General features: G+C 62.7%; 16 protein-coding genes and 1 pseudogene. 8 read left to right on the top strand and 9 right to left on the bottom strand.

All coding sequences use genetic code 11. From position 1 onward, the window contains the following. Window positions 1-7: 7 nt before the first annotated feature. Genes QMX97_RS05745 through QMX97_RS05770 form a run of 6 tightly spaced genes read right to left on the bottom strand, consistent with a single transcriptional unit; the run spans window position 8 to window position 5,333 of the window. Window positions 8-778 carry a class I SAM-dependent methyltransferase gene (locus QMX97_RS05745; protein WP_213553559.1) on the bottom strand — a complete coding sequence of 257 codons (771 nt, stop codon included), beginning with the start codon at window positions 776-778 and terminating at the stop codon, window positions 8-10. Between the two features lie 7 nt (window positions 779-785). Continuing rightward, complete coding sequence (locus tag QMX97_RS05750) at window positions 786-1,922, bottom strand: hypothetical protein (protein ID WP_282396392.1); 1,137 nt, start codon at window positions 1,920-1,922, stop codon at window positions 786-788. Continuing rightward, a complete protein-coding gene (locus tag QMX97_RS05755) occupies window positions 1,919-2,644 on the bottom strand; it encodes an SDR family oxidoreductase (RefSeq protein WP_282396393.1) in 726 nt (241 codons plus the stop codon). Before QMX97_RS05755 ends, QMX97_RS05750 begins: the two co-directional genes overlap by 4 nt. 10 nt (window positions 2,645-2,654) lie before the next feature. Beyond that, window positions 2,655-3,383, bottom strand: a complete 729-nt coding sequence (locus QMX97_RS05760) for a sulfotransferase family protein (protein ID WP_282396394.1) — start codon at window positions 3,381-3,383, stop codon at window positions 2,655-2,657. Then, complete coding sequence (locus tag QMX97_RS05765; RefSeq protein WP_065907200.1) at window positions 3,380-4,603, bottom strand: transaldolase family protein; 1,224 nt, start codon at window positions 4,601-4,603, stop codon at window positions 3,380-3,382. Before QMX97_RS05765 ends, QMX97_RS05760 begins: the two co-directional genes overlap by 4 nt. A 22-nt stretch (window positions 4,604-4,625) precedes the next feature. Continuing rightward, on the bottom strand, window positions 4,626-5,333 hold the full coding sequence (locus QMX97_RS05770; RefSeq protein ID WP_065907202.1) for an HAD-IA family hydrolase: 708 nt from the start codon (window positions 5,331-5,333) through the stop codon (window positions 4,626-4,628). 254 nt (window positions 5,334-5,587) lie between these two features. Between QMX97_RS05770 and QMX97_RS05775 the strand changes: the two genes are divergently transcribed. The 4 genes and pseudogenes from QMX97_RS05775 to QMX97_RS05790 all read left to right on the top strand — a co-directional run bounded on the left by QMX97_RS05775 (window position 5,588) and on the right by QMX97_RS05790 (window position 9,709). After that, on the top strand, window positions 5,588-6,388 hold the full coding sequence (locus QMX97_RS05775; protein ID WP_106804602.1) for a glucose 1-dehydrogenase: 801 nt from the start codon (window positions 5,588-5,590) through the stop codon (window positions 6,386-6,388). Next, window positions 6,381-8,207, top strand: a pseudogene (locus QMX97_RS05780) (glycoside hydrolase family 15 protein). Before QMX97_RS05775 ends, QMX97_RS05780 begins: the two are co-directional and overlap by 8 nt. Before the next feature lie 48 nt (window positions 8,208-8,255). Further along, entirely contained in the window at window positions 8,256-8,729 is a 474-nt protein-coding gene (locus QMX97_RS05785; protein WP_065907210.1) for a cysteine hydrolase family protein, read from the top strand. Window positions 8,730-8,812: 83 nt separating this feature from the next. Next, window positions 8,813-9,709, top strand: coding sequence for an alpha/beta hydrolase (locus tag QMX97_RS05790; RefSeq protein WP_282396399.1), 897 nt, complete (start codon window positions 8,813-8,815; stop codon window positions 9,707-9,709). On the opposite strand, the gene QMX97_RS05795 is transcribed toward QMX97_RS05790, so the two are convergent. After that, entirely contained in the window at window positions 9,706-11,916 is a 2,211-nt protein-coding gene (locus QMX97_RS05795) for an ATP-binding protein (protein ID WP_282396400.1), read from the bottom strand. The genes QMX97_RS05790 and QMX97_RS05795 overlap by 4 nt on opposite strands. Before the next feature lie 109 nt (window positions 11,917-12,025). Beyond that, window positions 12,026-12,994 carry a GlxA family transcriptional regulator gene (locus QMX97_RS05800; protein ID WP_201143894.1) on the bottom strand — a complete coding sequence of 323 codons (969 nt, stop codon included), beginning with the start codon at window positions 12,992-12,994 and terminating at the stop codon, window positions 12,026-12,028. A 91-nt stretch (window positions 12,995-13,085) separates the two neighbouring features. Between QMX97_RS05800 and inhA the strand changes: the two genes are divergently transcribed. Then, window positions 13,086-13,766 carry an isonitrile hydratase gene (gene inhA, locus QMX97_RS05805; RefSeq protein WP_065907219.1) on the top strand — a complete coding sequence of 227 codons (681 nt, stop codon included), beginning with the start codon at window positions 13,086-13,088 and terminating at the stop codon, window positions 13,764-13,766. A gap of 55 nt (window positions 13,767-13,821) precedes the next feature. Here the strand turns inward: inhA and QMX97_RS05810 are convergent, their stop codons facing one another. After that, on the bottom strand, window positions 13,822-14,451 hold the full coding sequence (locus QMX97_RS05810) for a LysE family translocator (protein WP_282396401.1): 630 nt from the start codon (window positions 14,449-14,451) through the stop codon (window positions 13,822-13,824). A gap of 160 nt (window positions 14,452-14,611) precedes the next feature. Here QMX97_RS05810 and QMX97_RS05815 point away from each other — a divergent pair, with 160 nt between their 5' ends. The 3 genes from QMX97_RS05815 (at window position 14,612) to QMX97_RS05825 (ending at window position 18,657) form a co-directional block, all read left to right on the top strand. Beyond that, window positions 14,612-15,127, top strand: coding sequence for a sigma-70 family RNA polymerase sigma factor (locus QMX97_RS05815; protein ID WP_106804607.1), 516 nt, complete (start codon window positions 14,612-14,614; stop codon window positions 15,125-15,127). Continuing rightward, window positions 15,114-16,064 (top strand): FecR domain-containing protein, encoded by a 951-nt coding sequence (locus tag QMX97_RS05820; protein WP_120448051.1) that lies wholly within the window; start codon window positions 15,114-15,116, stop codon window positions 16,062-16,064. The genes QMX97_RS05815 and QMX97_RS05820 overlap by 14 nt, the downstream gene beginning before the upstream one ends. A 106-nt stretch (window positions 16,065-16,170) precedes the next feature. Beyond that, window positions 16,171-18,657, top strand: coding sequence for a TonB-dependent siderophore receptor (locus QMX97_RS05825; RefSeq protein WP_282396404.1), 2,487 nt, complete (start codon window positions 16,171-16,173; stop codon window positions 18,655-18,657). Window positions 18,658-18,865: the final 208 nt, after the last annotated feature.

An 18,865-nucleotide genomic window follows, 5' to 3' on the forward strand; every position in this document is an offset into this window, starting at 1 on the left:
CTGACCCTCAGACGGCGCGCGCGGTGTGGATGACAAAGTCACAGGTCATCATGTCGTAGTCACGCTGGAAATCACCGTAGCTCTCATGCGCGCCAAACCCGGACGCAAGCACCTCGGTGGCCAACTTGCCCGGCAACAATGGATACACCTTCAAGCGATACTGTTCGGTCTCATCGAAGGTGTAGATGAACTCACACAGGTGTTGATCGACGTGCCCCAGGGTCACGCAGGCGTTGGTGCCGCAATAGTAGTAATTGCCGCTGGCCTTGAAGTTACCCGCGCGAATCGCGAAGAAATTGCGCTGATCCACAATCAGCAGGCCGCCCGGCTTGAGCAGTGCCCTGAACTTCTCCAGCACCCGCAATCGATCATGGGCTTCAAAGACGTGGCACAGCGAACTGCCCAGGCACACCACCGCGTCGAACTTGCCCAGCACGGTGGGATCCAGCGCGAGCCAATCCATGTAGTGCGATTCGATCTCCAGGCCGCGTTGCCGGAAGTTTTCCCGCGCCTTGGTCAGCATGGTGCTGCTGCCGTCCGTGGCCACTACCTCAAACCCTGCTTCCTTGAGCTGGACCGCGTGGAAGCCGCTGCCCGTCGACACATCGATCACCGAGCGCACACCGTGCTGGCGCAACAGCTCTTCAAAAAAGCCGCCCTCCCCGGCCTTTCGTTTTTCCCAATCGATCAACTCGTCCCAACGCTCCACGAAGTCTGCGGAGTATTGCGTGGCATAACTGGCGACTTCGCTGTGTTTGCGCCCTGACATCTGATTCATCACACACCTACCAAGTTGAATTTTTGAAGGCCAGGTACTTGCTCGCCAATTCCCGGGCAAAGTCGGCGGACTGCTCGATGGACATGGTTTGCTTGGAGTACCCCAGCAGCGCCTGCATGACGGCCATGCATTGCGGGTTGTAGGTGACCGATCCGTCACAGTGGATTTCGTCGATGCCATCCTGGCCCTGGCAGATGCTATTGATGCGCACCGCCTCGTCCTGGGGGCAGGCCTCGCTGAACTGCACGTCGATCCGCCCCTCGTGCAGCTTCACCGGATAGCCACCCGGCAGCCCAAGCGGGCCCGGTGCATGCACCCACACCGGCGTGGGGGAAAACAGGCCCTCAATGACGGTGACCGCAGAGCAGGCCGTCAGGAACTGCCCATCGATCCCGCCCAGGCGGCGGAACTCGGATTTCACCGTGGAGAAGATCTCTGCGTCTGACAGGCGCGTCACTGGTGGCCGGTCGCGCACCTCGTATAACAAGCGGTAGCTGGCACGCGGCGGCAACCCACCGCGCGGCACGTAGTGGCTGAAGTAGTGCTGGGTATACAACTGCACCTGCACGTCCGCGGGCGCGCACTCGAGCAACCGCGCGATGGAAAGCTGCGTGGCCGGGATCAGGTTGGCCACGTTGCCTACGCCGATATCCGGCGCCAGGCCGACCCTGGCCAGAATCGGATTGACGGCATCGGGGAAGGCCGCATTTACGGTCCTGGCCGAGATGCCGGAGGCTTTTACCGCCTGCATCAGGCAATGCATCAACGTCAGGTGCATAGGCAACCAGGGACCGAATTGCGCCTGGTCGAGCTGCTCGAACGACAACCTGGGCAAGCCGGTAATCACCCGCCACGATTGCAACGACGCGCAGTTCACCAGCATGTCCGGCGCTTCTTCACGCAGCACTCGCGTCACCTTGGGGATGTCCGTCAGGTCGGCGATCACCGGCTTGATTGCGATGTACTGGCCCAACTGGGCGCAGGACAGCGCCACCAGGTTGCACAGCCGGACAGTCGACTCTTCGTTGCGCCCCAGCACCACAAATTCGAAGGCGTTTTTTGGCCCGAGAATCTTCAGGATCTGCAGGCACAGGTTGCCGGCGCCCACCAGCAGCAGTTTTTTCTTGCGCAGGGACTGGCTCACCGTGGGTAGGCTCCGTTGTCCACGGGGATGACCTTGCCGGTCATGTGCCGGAAGCCCTCACCGATCAGCAGCAAAATCACCTCGGCCACGCCGCTGGGCAGGATGGGATCCTTGAGGATCTCCTGGCGTGCGTACTCCACACGGCGGTACTCGGGGATGGTGTCGTAGATCGCGGTCTCATGGATCAGCGCCGGCGAGACCGCGTTGACCCGCACAAACGGCGCGAAATTCCAGGCATTGGCCTTGGTCAGGCCGATGACCGCGGCCTTGGTCGCACCGTAGAGTGCGTCACAGCTGCCGACCTCGCCCGCTACCGAGGAAATATTGACGATGGCGCGCGGGGCCTCGTGCTTCATCTCGCGCTCGGCAAAATCCTTGGACAGATACACCAGCGCCTTGAGGTTCACATTGAGGATTTCATCGATCTGCTCATCGGAATAGGCGTAGACGCTTTTGCCGTGGTAGATCCCGGCGTTATTGACCAGCCCGTAGATCGTTGTATGGCGCTCATACAGCGCGGGGATAAACCCCTTGATAACGGCGGGGTCGGAGAAGTCGGCGACGTGGGTCTCCAGGACCTCGCGGCCATGAAGCCCCTGCAGCCGTTCCAGGCCCTCTCGGTCCTTGTCGGCCGCAATAACGAAGTAACCGTCCTTAATCGCCTGTTCGACAGTCGCCCGGCCGATGCCATTGGCCGCGCCGGTAATAATCAACTTCTTCATACCACAATCCTTATTGGCAAAATTCATTCATGCGCGCATAAAACGTGCGGTGGTACTCGTACAATTCCCGCAACTTCGGAAATTGATCGAGTACTGTCATATCAATCTGTTGTTGAGCCGGCGAAATAATCCGCTCACTGTTTTCTGCCGCCACGTGCCAACTTCTCCAGGTTTTCCACTGGGGCGGGCATTCACGTTTCCACGTCATGGCGTGAGGCAGGAATTCAATCTCCAGGTAATCACATAGTTTGCGTATTACCCGTTCCGGCTCAGCCGCCAGATCATCGGCATTGATCACATAGGGCACTGTTCCGGTCAGTTTGGTGACCACACAAAAGATGTCATATAAGGCTTTATGCCCAATGGCCTGGACAGGCATATCGGGATGGACCCGATGATGGGAAATAATGCTGCTGGCCGGTTCACGAATAAGAAAGATGTTGGCTTGTTGTGCGAGGAACCCAAGATCAACTTTCAAGTCATCCAGGCAGTGGTAGCACATGTCTTTATGAAACACGTTGCTGCGCTCTTTAGCCGCCAGCAGGTGCTCTTTGATGCCCTCGTAGGTGGTGGGCAAACTGTGGTCCCACTCATCCGATGGGATCGCCGATGCCTCGGTAAACGCCATGTGCGCAAAAGGCTCGTGGAACACTTCAAAATCTCCACGCTCGATGAACACCCGTTCCAGCACGGTGGAGCGCGAGCGCGGGTGGGCCCACAACCCGATCATCTTGTTCATGCGATCACCCCGAATTCGGCAGCGAGCAGCGCGGTGAGCGACCGCTTGAACGGCTTCGCCACCGGGCAGAGTCGCACGCAGTAATCGGCCAGCCGCCGGTGCGCGCTGTTGGCCTCGTTGCAGGCGTTGATAAACGCCTCATGGTTGCCGAAGTCGTACGCCTCGATACTGTCGATGAAATAGGCTTCGCAGAAATACGGAATCCGGATCAGCTTGGCGAAGATCGACGCCGGCGGCGTCAACGGCTGCGTCGCCGGGACAACCGGCTTGCCGTGGCTCTCACGCTCGATCAGGAACTCCACCACGTCCGGCGTCAGCGTGTAGCAGGTCGCCTTCAGCCCGGTTTTTTCCAGGTGCCAGCAATGCTTGTTGCCGCGCTCGTCGACATCGATCTTGATGCTGGACAACAGGGTCTTGACCGGCACCGTCGACGCCGCGACCAGCGCCTGGATCTGCTCGTAGACCATCAGTTCGGCCCAGCGCAGTTCCTCCGGGCTCAACGCCAGGCCGCGCTCTGCCGCCTGCAACGCAAATTCCGGCTGACAGGCAAACCGTCCGATCATGAAGGTAATCACGTGCCGGCAGTGACGGGTGTCGATACCGTGACTGCGTGCGGTCGCCATGCCCCGCTCGATGGCCTGCAGGCCGGCCTGGAACTGCGAGACCGTGAAGCAGAAGGTGATATTCACCGAACCGCCCCGGGCCACCAGGTATTCGACGGTGGCCATGCCCTCCAGGCTGCCGGGCACCTTGACCATCACGTTCGGCGCCAGCTGCTGCAGCTCCAGCCCACGGGCCGTCATGCGTTCGATACAACGCACATCGACTGGGTCGACCTGCGCGCACATCCAGCCTTCGACCTGGCCCGACTGCACCCAGAGCGCCTGGAGCGCTGCGGCGCCCTCGGCGATCACTTCGTTGTAGAGCTTCTTGCGCAACTCGGCGGGCGACAGGCTCGCCAGGTTGAAGCGCGACGACCAATACTCGCGCTTGTCGAGAATCGCTGCGGTCACCAGCCGGGGGTTGGTGGTCACACTGCTGAAGCCGCTGCCCTGCGAGAATTCATCGGGCATCACCTGCTCGATATGTGCAATCGCCGCCGGGTACTTGTCCAGCAAGTGACTTTTAAAAGGCGCGTACACCACCGGCGATGAATCCCACCAAACTTCTGAACCGGGGTCATTGGCCTTAAGCCGTTCTCTATAACCGTGTACGCTCACAACGCCTCCTCCCTGAGTAAGGTCAATGATTAATAAGGGACAACACTTCACGCATATCGGAAAACGGTAATGCCCCGGCCGCTGCCAACTGCGCGTGGCGACTGGGCGGGCCAAACCCCAGCACTTTTATATGCGCTGCCATCGCCGCCTGGACGCCGGTGACACTGTCTTCAACTACCCAGGCGTCAGCGGTGTCAATGTTGTAAGTTGCACAAGCGGTTAAAAACACCAGGGGATCGGGTTTCCAACGTCCCAACTCATAACAACTGAATATCCGCCCCTCGAAGTAAGGCAACAGCCCGGTAATGCGCAGGCAATGTTCTATCTTGTTGCGCGGCGCACTCGACGCCACGCAATAAGGCACCGTCAAGGACTGCAGGACTTCAACCATTCCATCAGTGGCTTTCAAGTTGAGTGTCAGTGCCGCCAGGGCCTGGTGTCGAAAGTGTGCTTCGAACTGACTGTCCAACTCGATATTTAATAACCCTTGCGCCTCGCGCAAACACTCAGCGATGCGACGACCGCGGAAGCGCTCGATATACGTTTCTTCATCCAGTTTGAAACTGCCCGTTACTTGGGCATTCAGCAGGGTAATCAACACAGACAGGGTGATTTCTTCACTGTGAACTAAGACACCGTCGCAATCGAAGATAATCAACTTGGGAGCGCGTAATAACGCGGCCCGTTTTTCCTGCTCTGGTAGTTCCCCTATAACGGCCGACAGGCACATACATTTCTCTTATAGGTGGCCCCGCGATGACATCCGAACTACCAACGGAGCGGGTTGAGGTGTGCCTATAAGACACGCGACAAAAAATCCTGTCAAACGCTTTTGAGCGGTTTTTTAGTATCTTATGGTTATTTCTTATTATTCTTTTATTCCATTTATCACCATGGTTGTAGTCGCTAAAATCACACGGATGAACTTCCGTTGCGCGGCGTCAGTCAGCTACTTGAACTCACGAATTTAAGGTCGGGTGGGCAATGCACATCTCGTTGGAGCAACAAGTGGCACTGGTGACAGGCGCCAGTTCCGGAATCGGCGCCGGCGCGGCCAAGGCGTTGGCCCAGGCCGGCGCCGCCGTCGTGCTCAATTACAACGCCCAGGCCGCACCGGCCGAAGCCCTGGCGGCCGAGATCAATGCAGAAGGCGGCCGGGCGATTGCCATTGGCGCCGATGTGTCCAAAGAGGCCGACGTAGAACGTTTATTCGCCCAGACCCTCGAGGCCTTCGGTCACCTCGACATCCTGGTGGCCAATTCCGGTATGCAAAAGGACGCCAACCTGGTCGACATGAGCCTGGACGACTGGAACAGCGTGATCGGCGTCAACCTCACCGGGCAGTTCCTGTGTGCACGCGCGGCCGTGCGTATCTTCAATCGCCAGGGCCTGCGTGAAGGCGTGTCGAGGGCGGCCGGCAAGATCATCCACATGAGTTCGGTGCACCAGCTCATTCCCTGGGCCGGGCATGTGAATTACGCGGCGTCCAAGGGCGGCGTGGAAATGTTGATGCGCACCCTCGCCCAGGAAGTCAGCGAACAGCGCATCCGCATCAACGGCATTGCGCCCGGCGCGATCCGCACCGCGATCAACCGCGCCGCCACTGAAGGCGCGGCAGCGAAGGAGCTGCTGAAGCTGATTCCCTACGGCCGCATCGGCGATGTGGAGGACGTGGCCAACGCGGTGGTGTGGCTGGCCAGTGATGCCTCCGACTATGTAGTGGGCAGCACCTTGTTTATTGACGGCGGCATGAGCCTTTATCCGGAGTTTCGTGGCAATGGTTGATTTGAATGACGAGCAACAAAGCGCCATCGATGCCCACGGCATCATTGGCGACATGCGCAGTGCCGCCCTGGTGAATGACAAAGGCAGCATCGATTTCTTCTGCTGGCCGGAATTCGACAGCCCGTCGATCTTCTGCTCGCTGCTGGACACCCCCGGTGCCGGGATTTTCCAACTCACCCCCGACCTGCCCAACGCGCGACGCGAGCAGATCTACCTGCCTGATACCAATGTGCTGCAAACCCGCTGGCTCAGCGACGAAGCCGTGGTCGAAGTCACCGACCTGCTGACCATCAGCGAAGAAATCGACGACCTGCCCCTGCTGATCCGCCGCGTGCGTGTGGTCAGCGGCAAGGCCACCCTCCACCTGCGTTGCGCCGTGCGCCATGATTACGCGCGCGCGTCCACCCACGCCGCCCTCGATAACGGCACCGTGTGTTTCACCGCCGATGGCCAGCCAGGCCTGCGCCTGGCCGGCAGCCACCCGCTGCAGATCGAAAACGACGCCGCCGTGGCGCACTTTGAGCTGGGCCAGGAAGAAGGCGCCGAGTTCGTGCTCGGCGGCCAGGACGATGAGCGCGTGGACAGCGGCTGCACCGACCTTGCACTGGCCCATACCTTGAAGTTCTGGCGCGGCTGGATCGCGCAGTCGAACTATCGCGGGCGCTGGCGCGAAATGGTCAACCGCTCGGCCCTGGCGCTCAAGCTGCTGACCTCGCGCAAACACGGCGCAATCATTGCCGCCGCGACCTTCGGACTGCCGGAAACCCCAGGCGGCGAGCGCAATTGGGACTACCGCTACACCTGGATCCGCGACGCCTCGTTCACCGTCTACGCCTTCATGCGCCTGGGCTTCGTCGAAGAAGCCAACGCCTATATGCGTTGGCTCAAGGGCCGGGTCAGCGACTGCTGCGGCCAGCCGACCAAGATCAATATCCTCTACGGCATCGACGGGCGCCAGGAGCTGCCCGAAACCCAGCTGGAGCATTTGAGCGGCCACGGTGGCGCCAAACCGGTGCGCATCGGCAATGAGGCGGTCGACCAGATCTAGCTGGATATCTATGGCGAACTGATGGACGCGGTGTACCTGGTCAACAAGTACGGCGAGGCCATCTCCCACGAGGGCTGGAAACACACGGTGGAAGTCACCGATCAGGTCTGCGAGATCTGGAACCGCAAAGACGTGGGCATCTGGGAGATGCGCGGCGAGCAGCATCATTTCCTGCATTCGCGGCTGATGTGCTGGGTGGCCTTGGACCGAGCGATCCGCCTGGCCTCCAAGCGCTCGCTGCCGGCGCCGTTTGCACGCTGGGACCAGACGCGCCAGGCCATCTACGCCGACATCTGGAGCAACTTCTGGAACGAGGAACGCGGACACTTCGTGCAGCACATCGGCAGCACGGCGCTCGACGGCTCGATGCTGCTGATGCCGCTGGTGCGCTTCGTCGCCGCCACCGACCCGCGCTGGCTCTCGACCCTGGAAGCCATCCAGAAAAGCCTGGTGCGCGATGGCATGGTCTACCGCTACCGCAACGACGACAGCCAGATCGACGGCCTGCAAGGCACCGAAGGCGCGTTTGCCGCCTGCTCGTTCTGGTACGTCGAATGCCTGGCCCGCGCCGGGCAGGTGGAGAAGGCCCACCTGGAGTTCGAGCAACTGCTGCGCTACGCCAACCCGCTGGGGTTGTACGCCGAAGAGTTCGACAGCCAGGCCCACCACCTCGGCAATACCCCCCAGGCCTTGAGCCATCTGGCGTTGATCAGCGCGGCCACCTTCCTGGACCGCAAGCTCAGCGGCGAGAAGACCACCTGGCAACCGTGAGGTGGGCTGTGCACAATGGGGCGCCCCTCGACCCGTCACGGGAGCCCCATGCGCCAGGTACTGCTGATCATCGATGTGCAACCTTCCTTCAACCCTCCCGAGTGGCTGGTGGACGGCATCAATGCCCTGCTCGGGCGATTGCCGTCAGTGGCCACCGTGGAGCGCCATGACGAAAGCATCACGCCCTTCACCCGCCAGCTCGGCTGGCAACCGGCCCCGGATGACCCCAGCCTGATCGCGGCAGATCGCGTCTTCATCAAGCACGGCTATGCGCCGACACCCGAAACCATCGCCTACCTGAAAAGCCTCGCCCCCGAGCGCGTGCTGGTGTGCGGTATCCAGACCGACACCTGCGTATTGGCGGCGGGGTTTGCGTTGTTCGATGCCGGGCTGCAGCCGACCTTGATCAGCGACTTGACGGTCGGCTCGTCGCTGGATCGCTCGGGCAAGCTGGGCGTGGATCTGTGGCGGCACCACTTCAAACAGGTGCGCAGCAGCGCCGAGCTGGACCTGGACAAGTAACCCTACTGCCTTCAAGCGCGCCCTATCCCGTCACGCCCGTGGACTACAGTTGCAACACCGCTGACCAACCGACAGGAGCCCCCATGACCGCACTGCTCTATATACGTACCTCCATGCTCGACGTGGCTTATGAAGCCCATGGCCCCGCCGACGGTACCCCGGTGATCCTGCTGCATGGCTTTCCCTACGACCCGCGCGGCTACGACGCGATCGCGCCGGTGCTGGCCGCGCGCGGGTGTCGGGTGCTGGTGCCGTACCTGCGCGGTTATGGCCCGACGCGGTTTATCAATGAGCAAGTGGTGCGCTCCGGGCAACAGGCGGCGCTGGCCAAGGATTTGCTCGAGTTCATGGATGCGTTGTCGATCCCGCAGGCCACGCTTGCAGGATATGACTGGGGTGGCCGCGCCGCGTGTATTGTCGCGGCGCTGTGGCCGCAGCGGGTGCGCGGGTTGGTGACCGGGGACGGCTACAACATCCAGGACATCGCCAAGTCGCTCAAGCCGCGCTCGCCCGTGACGGAGCATCGGTTGTGGTACCAGTTCTACTTTCATACCCAGCGCGGCGTGGACGGGCTGACCGCCAATCGCGCGCAGTTGTGCAAGTTGCTCTGGTCACTGTGGTCGCCGTCCTGGGCCGAGGGGCCGAGCCTGTATGACCAGACGGCGCCGTCGTTCGACAATCCGGACTTTGTCGAGGTGGTGATTCACTCCTATCGCCATCGCTTCATGTACGCACCCGGCGACCCGGCGTTGGAGCCCATCGAAGTGGCCCTGGCCCTGCAACCGCCGATTTCGGTGCCGAGCATTTCGCTGTGTGGCGCCGATGATGGCGTGGGACCAGCGCCGGAAGAGGACGACGATGTGGAGCACTTCAGCGGCTTTTACCGGCGCGAAGTGTTGCCCGGCGTCGGCCACAATATTCCCCAGGAAGCCCCGCAGGCGACTCTGGCAGCGATCATTGAGTTGCTCGACCGACGCTAGGGCGCAGCTGCAAGCCGGAAGCTGAAGACGCTGCCCTGCCCCGCCACGCTTTCCGCCCACAGCGTGCCGCCATGGGCCTGGATGATCCCGTGGGAAATGTACAAGCCCAGGCCGCTGCCGGTGGGGTTGCCCTCGCGGGACGTCCAGTAGCGTTCGAAGATGTAAGGCAGTTGCGCCGCGTCGATGCCCGCGCCGTTGTCGCAGACGCGAAACAGCACGTGATCATCCGCCGCCTGGGCGAGCACCTCAATTGCGCCGCCCAGACCGGTGAATTTCAGGGCATTGCCGAGCAGATTGGAAAACACCTGGAACAGTCGCTCCGGGTCGGCCTCGACGCGCAGCCCTGGCTGGGCCTGCCAGGTCAGGTTGACGCCCTTGGCCGCCGCCAGCGGCTGCCACATCAGGCCCAGTTGCTCCAGGGTCGTCACCACATCCAGCGGTTGCGGGGCCACCCGGTAACGCCCGGCCTCAATGCGCGAAATATCAATCAGGTCTTCGAGCAAGGTGTTCATGCGCGAGGTGGCGTTCTGCATGGTTTCAATCGCGCTGGTCAAGCGCAGGCTGGCCTTGGTGTCGTCGACGGGCACCAGCTTGCGCATCATGCCGCATTGCATCAGCAGAATGGTCAGCGGGCTGCGCAGGTCATGGGAGACCACCGCCACCAACTCATCCCGCGCACGCACGGCGGCGTGTTCGCGCTGTACCTGGCGCGCCAGGTCATGTTCCAGGGCGTGGCGGCGCAGGCTTTCCACCGCCAGCAACTCCGAGGGCGACCATTGCAGCGCCTTGCCGTCGACCTGCTGCTTCCATCGCTCAAACGACAGGCGCGGGCTCAATGTAGTCGTGCCCGCTTCGCGCGATTTGATCGGCTCGCCGCTCCAGTGCACGGTGGTCTGGACCTCGGGGCGGAACCACATCACCGCGTTATCCACCGGCTTTGGCAGGCGAAAAGCCAACAGGCCGCTGGCGATGGCTTGATAAGCCACCGCCGGCGGGAACTCCGCGCCCAATTGATGGCTGCAGACCACGCCCTTGCCCTGCGCCTGGATCCACGGATACAAGGCGCGGATCTCTTCCTCGGTGGGGCACACGCCAAACCGGTGCAGCCGCGCCTCCACCAGAATCGCCAGCCCATCGGCGGCCGTCAGGTTGAGCAAGGTCTGCGCGTGCGGGCGCAGGCTCTCCATCACGTCACAGGTCTGCAGCGCCATGGCAGTCGCCAGTGCATCGATCATGCTGGTTTTTTCCTGCTGCTGGCGGCGGGCCTCCTGCTCCTGGAGCAAGGTGATCTGCATCGACAGCAACTGGCCAATGCTGGTGCAGGCGGTGCGCAACTCATGGGGTACGCGCAAGGGCTCGCGGTGGCCGCAGGTGATCAGGCCCCAGAGCTGGTCGTCCTTGAGCAGGGAAATGCTCATCGACGAACGCACGCCCATGTTTTTCAGGTAATGGCAGTGCACCGGCGAGACACTGCGCAGCACCGCGAAACTGAGGTCCAGCGCCTGGCCGGTGTCGGGGCGCAGGGCCGGCAGGATCGGCACTGGCGTGTAGGCGGCATCGGGAATCACGCGAATCCAGTTCAGCCGGTACAGTTCACGCGCCTGGGGCGGGATATCCGACGCCGGGAAACACAGGCCCAGGTACGGCGGCATGCCGTCACTGAGGGACTCGCCGATCACCTTGCCGTGGCCCTCCTGCTCGAAGCGGTACAGGGTGACGCGGTCATAGCCGGTGAGTGCGCGGATCTCGGTGACGCAGATCTGGTACAGCCCATCGAGGCTCTTCGCCGACTGCAGGCGACGCAGGGCACGGGCGACATGCAGCGCGGCGGCATGCCGGGGTGTCACGGCGCGCTCCAGTTCGAGAAACAGCAAGCCCTGGTGCCGATGCAGCAAGGCGTCAAAAACATCACCGTTGAGCGTCACGGGGTGCAGCTCGTCTTCATCCGTATCCAGGTCGACCAGCGCCAGGCGCACCTGGGCCAACGCGTCTGCGCCGATCAGGCTGCCCAGCGCCTGGCCGCACAACGACTCGCCGCCAAGGCCCAACACGGTATTGACGTTGGCGCTGGCCTGCAGCACCACCAGCGTCGGCTCACTGAGGGTCAGCAGCAACCCGTGGGGCTGGATCGAGCCGGGAATGTGAATAGGCTCGCTTGCGCAATCGTCCGACAGGGAGACGGCGCCGATCACAGGCAATGGCTTCATGAGCAGCGTCACGCCGGGGGGCGGAGGAAACAGCGGTGCAGCGGCGGGTGCTCACTGCGCAAGGTAGTCAGCCAACATAGCACCTTGGTACAGATGTGTACGTTTTCGTTCAAGCCGGATCGTAGAACCGCTCGCGGTAGGCCTGGGGCGTGACTTGCAGGGCGCGCAAAAAGCTGCGGCGCAGCGTCTCTTCACAGCCAAAACCGCAGTGCACGGCGATGCGCTTGATCGATGCGGTGCTGTCGGCCAGTTGCCGGCGTGCGGTTTCAACCCGGATCAACTCGACGGCGCGCGCGGGCGTCTGGCCAGTTTCGGCGCGGTAGTGACGCACGAAACTGCGCTCGCTCATGCCCGCCTGGGCGGCGAGCGTCGCGATGTTGAGGTCGAGGGTGAGGTTGTCGGCGATCCAGGCGTGCAGCTCGGCAAAGCGGCTGCCGGCTTTTTGCAGCGACAGGGTCACGCTGAACTGCGATTGACCGCCGGGGCGCTTGAGGAACACCACCAGGTGCCGCGCCACTTCCAGGGCCACGGCGCGGCCCAGGTCTTCCTCGACCAGGGCCAGGCACAAGTCGATGCCGGCCGTGACACCGGCGGACGTCCACACTGAGCCTTGCTGGATAAAGATCGGGTTGGACTCCACCGTCAGCGCGGGAAACTTGCGCGCCAGTTCCTCGCAGCGGGTCCAGTGGGTAGCGACGCGGCAACCGTCGAGCAAGCCGCTGGCGGCCAGCAGGAAAGCCCCGGTGCACACCGACGTCATGCGCCGGGTATGACGGGATTTTTCACGCACCCACTGCACCAGCGCGGCGTCTTCGGCGACGCCATACACACCCCAGCCACCGGCGATCACCAAGGTGTCGCAAGGTGCGTCAACAGGGGGCAGCGGCTGCGCCACCAACGCCAGGCCCGCCGAGGTCATGACCGGCTCTGCCTGGTCGGCGATCACGCTGACGGCGTACGGCAACGGCAAGCCGCGTTGGCGCGCCAGGTCATTGGCCGAGGCGAACACCTGCAACGGCCCGGTCACGTCGAGGACCTGGGCGTTATCGAAAGCGAGGACGTGGATGATTCTGGGCATGATTGGCGTGATTGGTGGGTTCAATGGCGTATTCGCCAAAGCCTAGGCCTCTAGAGTGAAGTCGTCCACCCCCTTTAGCGGAGCTTCATTCATGACCTTGCAGATTGGCTTTCTGTTGTTCCCCGGCATCCAGCAACTGGACCTGACCGGCCCTTATGACGTGCTGGGCTCGCTGCCGGAGGTGAAGCTGCACCTGATATGGAAAGACCTCGCACCGGTCACGTCCAGCACCGGCCTGGTGTTCACCCCGACCATGACTTATGCCGACTGCCCTGCCCTGGATGTGATTTGCGTGCCCGGCGGTTCCGGCGTGGGCGCATTGATGGAAGACCCGTCCACCCTGGACTTCCTCAAGGCCCAGGCGCACACCGCGCGCTACGTGACTTCGGTGTGCACCGGCTCGCTGGTGCTCGGCGCAGCGGGTTTGCTGCGCGGGCGCAAGGCCACGACTCACTGGGCCTACCACGACCTGCTCGCCCCGCTTGGCGCGATCCCGGTCCAGGCGCGTGTCGTGCGCGACGGCAACCTGTTCACCGGTGGCGGGATCACCGCCGGTATCGACTTCGCCCTGACCCTGGCGGCCGAGCTGTACAGCGAAGCGGCGGCGCAGCTGGTACAACTGCAGATCGAATACGCGCCAGCGCCGCCGTTTGATTCGGGCAGCCCCGACACCGCCCCGAAGCACGTGCTGGAAGAAGCCCACAAACGCACCGCCGAGTCGCGCAAGACCCGGGGGGAAATCGTCGCACGGGCGGCAGCACGGTTGGGCTGAGGTTGAGCCTGACGAGCTGGCGGTACCTGTGGCGAGCTTGCTCGCCACAACAGGCTCAGGCCGGACGAGACATCAGCGCCAGGCGCACGGCCAGCACGGTCAACACCGTCGCCAGGCCCCATTTCTGCAACGCCGCACCCGCTGGACAGCCGGCAAAAAACCGGCTGACTGCGCCGCCGAAAATCCCCAGCAACAGGTGAAACACCGCGGCGATCACCGTCAGTACGCCGCCCAGCACCAGCAGTTGTATCGCGATCGACCCCGTCTCAGGGCGCACGAATTGCGGCAGGAATACCACAAAGAACAGCAGCGCCTTGGGGTTGAGCAGGCTGTTGAGCATGGCCTGCAAAAACACTCGGCCCAGCGGCACCCGCTCGACTTGGGCCTGCGCCCCACCCGGACGTTTCTGCAGCGTCTTGAACACCAGCCACAGCAGATAGATCACCCCGGCAAAGCGGATCAAGTCAAACGACGGCGGCCAACTCGCGACCACCGCAGTGACCCCCGAGGCGGTCAACCCGGTCAACAGCAGGTCTGCCACGCCAATGCCCAGCGCCGAGGCCATTCCCCCGCGCCAGCCATGGGTCACGCCATGGGTGATGACAAATGCCATGTTCGGCCCCGGCGATAACAGCAACAGCAGCACCGCACCGGAAAACACCGCCAGGGTTGCAAGGTCGATCATGCTCGCGCCGTCCATGAGGAAAAGCCTGCAGATTAGTCGGCTCACCCCGGCCGAACAAAAAATTGTGCTGGATACATTGCGTGCCGGGAATTGCGAATGGCCACGACCACCGTCTAGAATGCGAAACATTATCAATTAAGACTGCTGCGCCAGGATGCCCATGTCGAGCGACCACCCACTGGACCATGCCGCCATCGGCCAGCTGTACCACGCCCATCATTCCTGGCTGCGTGGCTGGCTGAACCGCCGCACCGGTTGCCGTGAACATGCCGCCGACCTGGCGCAGGAAACCTTCGTGCGCTTGCTCAACGCGCGCAAGCAGCAGACCTTGCAACAGCCCCGCGCCTACCTGAGCAGCATCGCGCGCAGCCTGATGATCGACCAATACCGGCGCCGCGAATTGGAACGCGCCTACCTCGAAAGCCTCGCCCACTTCCCCGAGGTCGAGGTGCCGTCGGAAGAAACCCGGTGGCTGATCCTCGACAGCCTGGAACGCATCGACCGCCTGCTCGACCAACTCAAGCCACGGGTGCGCGAAGCCTTCCTGCTGGCGCAACTGGATGGCCTGACCTGCGCGCAGATCGCCCTGCGCCTGGGCGTGTCCAAGGCTACCGTGGAGCGCGACCTGGCCAAGGCGCTGCACGCCTGTTATCGGTTGCGCTATGCCGAACTCTGACCCGCGCCTGGTGGACCAGGCCATTCAGTGGATGATCAAGCTGCGTTTCAACGTGGCCGACGACGCCAGCACCGCCGCGTTCGATCGCTGGCTGCACACCAGCGCCGAGCACCAGCAGGTGTGGCAGCGGGTGGCGACCATGAACGATGATTTCAACCAGCTGCCGGCCCAGGTCGGCCGCCACGCCCTGCAAGGTGCGCGTCAACGCATCAGCCGCCGCGAAGGCTTGAAGCTGCTCGGGCTGGTGGCCGGGGCAGCGGGATTGACCTGGCTCGGTCGCGACTACACACCGCTGCCCGGCTTGATGGCCGACTACCGCACCGCCACGGGTGAGCGGCGTTGGGTGGCGTTGGACGACGGCAGCAAGATCCAGCTCAACAGCGCCAGCGCCTTCGACGCCACGTTCAGTGCCGAGCGCCGCCTGGTGCACCTGCACCGGGGCGAAATGCTGGTGAACACGGGCGTCGACGACCGGCCACTGTGGGTACAGACCCGCGACGGTTACCTGCGTGCCCTCGGCAGCCGCTTCCTGGTGCGTGAAGAAGCCCAGGGCACGCTGCTCGCCGTCCAACAGGGCGCCGTGGCGTTATTTGCCAACAGCCGGGAGGCCAACGCGCGCCACGTGCTCAAGCCCGGCGAGCAGGTGCTGTTCGACCACACCGGCGTTCATGCGCCCATCGCCAACGGCCTCGATCCCTGGGGTTGGAGTGACGGCGTGATCAGTGCCCACAATATGCGCCTGGACGACTTCCTCAGCGAGTTGAGCCGCTACCGCAATGGCCTGCTGCGTTGCAGTGAAGCGGTGGCCGGGTTGCGCGTGTCGGGGACTTATCAGTTGAACGATACCGATCAGGTGCTGAGCCTGGTGGCGCAATCGCTGCCGGTCGACGTCACCTACCGCAGCCGTTATTGGGTGACCGTCAGCCCTCGGGTTTAACGCTTCAAAAAATAAATGAGGTGAATTCTCATTGCCGCTCGACCTGTAAGGAAAGGCCGATCAACAGGCCGGTTCTGTCCACTTCCTTCAGGAGCATCCCGCGGTCATGCAAGCGTTCCCCTCACAACGTTCTCCACTCAAGCGCGCGGTACAGGCCGCCTTGCTCGGTGCCTGCCTCAGTGGCGGCGCCGTGCCGCTGGCCGTGCTGGCCGACACCTTGGCGAGTGACACCCAGGCCCGCGACTGGAACATCGCCGCCGGCTCCCTGGCCAGTGCGCTGGACCAGTTCGCCCGCCAGGCCGGGATCAGCCTGTCGTACGACGCCACCAGCGTGGCCGGCAAAGCCAGCCCGGGCCTGAGTGGCCGCTTCGACCGCGAGCAAGCCCTCGGCCAGTTGCTTCGCGACCAGGGCCTGCAAGCCCAGCGCCAGGGCAGCAGCAACTGGCTGCTGTTGCCGCAAGTGGCCGACACCGGAGCACTCAACCTGGGCGCCACCACCGTCACCGGCGACCGCCTGGGGGCAACCACCGATGGCACCGGGTCCTACACCACCGGCGCAGTCACCATCGGTAAAGGTCAACACAGCCTGCGCGAAACGCCGCAATCGGTGAGTGTGATGACCCGCCAATTGATGGATGACCAGAACCTCACCACCATCGACGACGTGATGGAGCGCACGCCCGGCATCACCTCCTATGAATCGCCGATGGGCGGCAAGTATTTCTATTCCCGTGGTTTCAAGATGCTCGGCCAGTACCAGTACGACGGCGTGCCGCTGGACATGGGCAAGGACTACGCACAGGCCGACAGTTTCAGCGCCAACATGGCGATCTATGACCGTGTGGAAGTGCTCAAGGGGGCCGCCGGCATGCTCAAGGGCGCCGGCACGGCCAGCGGCGCAGTGAACTTCGTGCGCAAGCGGCCACAGGCCAGCCCCACCACCAGCCTGTCGCTGTCCGCCGGCACCTGGGACAATTACCGCGCCGACGTCGACACCGGCGGCCCGCTGAATGACAGCGGCACGGTGCGCGGCCGTGCGGCGGTCAGCCAGCAGAATCGTGGCTCCTACATGGACATCGCCAAGCGCCAGGACCAGGCCTTCTACGGCGCCCTCGACATCGACCTCAGCGCCGACACCACCCTCGGCCTTGGCGCCAGTTATGAAGATGTCGATGCCACCCCGTGCTGGGGCGGCCTGCCGCGCTACGCCGATGGCAAGAGTGCCAAGCTCAGCCGCTCGACCTGCCTGGGCCAATCCTGGAACGACTGGCAGAGCCGGCGCGCCACGTACTTCGCCGACCTCACGCAGCAGCTCAACGACGACTGGAAACTCAAGGTCGCGGCCGTGCACAGCCGCAACCTGCAAGACATCAAGTACGCCGCCAGCGAAGGCACCATTGCCTACGACAACCCAGCTCCCACCGCCGTCTCCTACGCGGCGCTGATGGATTACGACCACAAGGACTTCGGCCTCGACGCCTACCTCGACGGCAAATTCGAAGCCTTCGGCCTGCAGCACGAACTGATCCTCGGCGCCAACGGCAGCCGTGGCACCCAGGACGACATCTACGCGATCCAGAACCTGCCCACGCGCCAGAGCATTTACCAACCCAACCATCACTTCCCGGAACCGGCCGACAACACCTTCTGGCCCAACATGTACCGTGGCAGCACCATCAAGGAGACCGCGACCCAGTACGGCACTTACGCGACCTTGCGCCTGCGCCTGGCGGAGCCCTTGATGTTCATCGTGGGCAGCCGCGTGAGCTGGTACGAAAACCGTCGCCAGTCCTACAGCCTCGGTTGGGGCGAATGGTCGCTGCAGGATGCTCGCACGAAGGAAACCGGCGAGGTCACACCGTTCGCCGCGCTGATCTATGACCTCAACGAGCACCTATCGGTATACGCCAGCTACGCGGATATCTTCCAGCCGCAAAGCGCCTACGCCACCGCCGACGGCGCCGCGCTCAAGCCGAAAATCGGCGACAACTATGAGCTGGGCATCAAGGGCGAGTGGTTCGAGGGGCGCCTCAACAGCTCCCTGGCGCTGTTTCGCTCCATCGAGAAAAACGGCGCCGAAACCGACTACCTGAGTTTCTGCCCGACCTCCGCCGATGGCTATTGCTACACCGATACCGGCAAGGTCCGCGCCCAGGGCGTGGAGGCCGAAGTCAGCGGCGAACTACTCGAACGCCTGCAGGTGTCCGGCGGCTACACGTACACCCAGACCAAGACCCTGAAGAACATCAACAGCGCCGCAGAAGGCGGTGTTTCCAACAGCTACGTACCGCGCCACATGCTGCGGATGTGGGGCGACTACCAGCTCGACGGCGCGCTGTCGAAATGGAGCGTGGGTGCCGGGGTCAATGCCCAGAGCAGCAATTACCGCGTACAGACCATCAAGCTGGAACAGCCAGGCTACGCGACCTGGAGCGCGCGCCTGGCCTACCGTCTCGACGACACCTGGACCGTGGCGGTCAATGGCAACAATCTCTTCGACAAAACCTATTACAACACCGTCGGAACTGCATCATGGGGCAACTTCTACGGTGAACCGCGCAATTTCACCGTTAGTTTGAAAGGCAACTTCTGATCCCGCGAAACCCCCAGTGGCAGGGCACTTAGTGCGCCCTGCCACGCCCTCTTTGTCCCCCCTTCCTACTGCCGCTGGAAAAAGGTTTGTCCTTTAAAGAGGAAAAATCTCACATTTGTTCCTACACTCAAAAACACACCCATTCACCGAGTGTTCGGACAAGGAACGTCAATAAAATGCCACTGAAAAGACTGATTAACCTGTCTAG

It is taken from the genome of Pseudomonas sp. PS01298 (assembly GCF_029959745.1).
Lineage (GTDB): Bacteria > Pseudomonadota > Gammaproteobacteria > Pseudomonadales > Pseudomonadaceae > Aquipseudomonas > Aquipseudomonas aylmerensis.

Coding starts and splice junctions, on each gene's coding strand:
- QMX97_RS05745 (WP_213553559.1), bottom strand. CDS start 778: ATGAATCAGATGTCAGGGCGCAAACACAGCGAAGTCGCCAGTTATGCC.
- QMX97_RS05755 (WP_282396393.1), bottom strand. CDS start 2,644: ATGAAGAAGTTGATTATTACCGGCGCGGCCAATGGCATCGGCCGGGCG.
- QMX97_RS05760 (WP_282396394.1), bottom strand. CDS start 3,383: ATGAACAAGATGATCGGGTTGTGGGCCCACCCGCGCTCGCGCTCCACC.
- QMX97_RS05770 (WP_065907202.1), bottom strand. CDS start 5,333: ATGTGCCTGTCGGCCGTTATAGGGGAACTACCAGAGCAGGAAAAACGG.
- QMX97_RS05775 (WP_106804602.1), top strand. CDS start 5,588: ATGCACATCTCGTTGGAGCAACAAGTGGCACTGGTGACAGGCGCCAGT.
- QMX97_RS05785 (WP_065907210.1), top strand. CDS start 8,256: ATGCGCCAGGTACTGCTGATCATCGATGTGCAACCTTCCTTCAACCCT.
- QMX97_RS05790 (WP_282396399.1), top strand. CDS start 8,813: ATGACCGCACTGCTCTATATACGTACCTCCATGCTCGACGTGGCTTAT.
- QMX97_RS05795 (WP_282396400.1), bottom strand. CDS start 11,916: ATGAAGCCATTGCCTGTGATCGGCGCCGTCTCCCTGTCGGACGATTGC.
- QMX97_RS05800 (WP_201143894.1), bottom strand. CDS start 12,994: ATGCCCAGAATCATCCACGTCCTCGCTTTCGATAACGCCCAGGTCCTC.
- inhA (WP_065907219.1), top strand. CDS start 13,086: ATGACCTTGCAGATTGGCTTTCTGTTGTTCCCCGGCATCCAGCAACTG.
- QMX97_RS05810 (WP_282396401.1), bottom strand. CDS start 14,451: ATGATCGACCTTGCAACCCTGGCGGTGTTTTCCGGTGCGGTGCTGCTG.
- QMX97_RS05815 (WP_106804607.1), top strand. CDS start 14,612: ATGTCGAGCGACCACCCACTGGACCATGCCGCCATCGGCCAGCTGTAC.
- QMX97_RS05820 (WP_120448051.1), top strand. CDS start 15,114: ATGCCGAACTCTGACCCGCGCCTGGTGGACCAGGCCATTCAGTGGATG.
- QMX97_RS05825 (WP_282396404.1), top strand. CDS start 16,171: ATGCAAGCGTTCCCCTCACAACGTTCTCCACTCAAGCGCGCGGTACAG.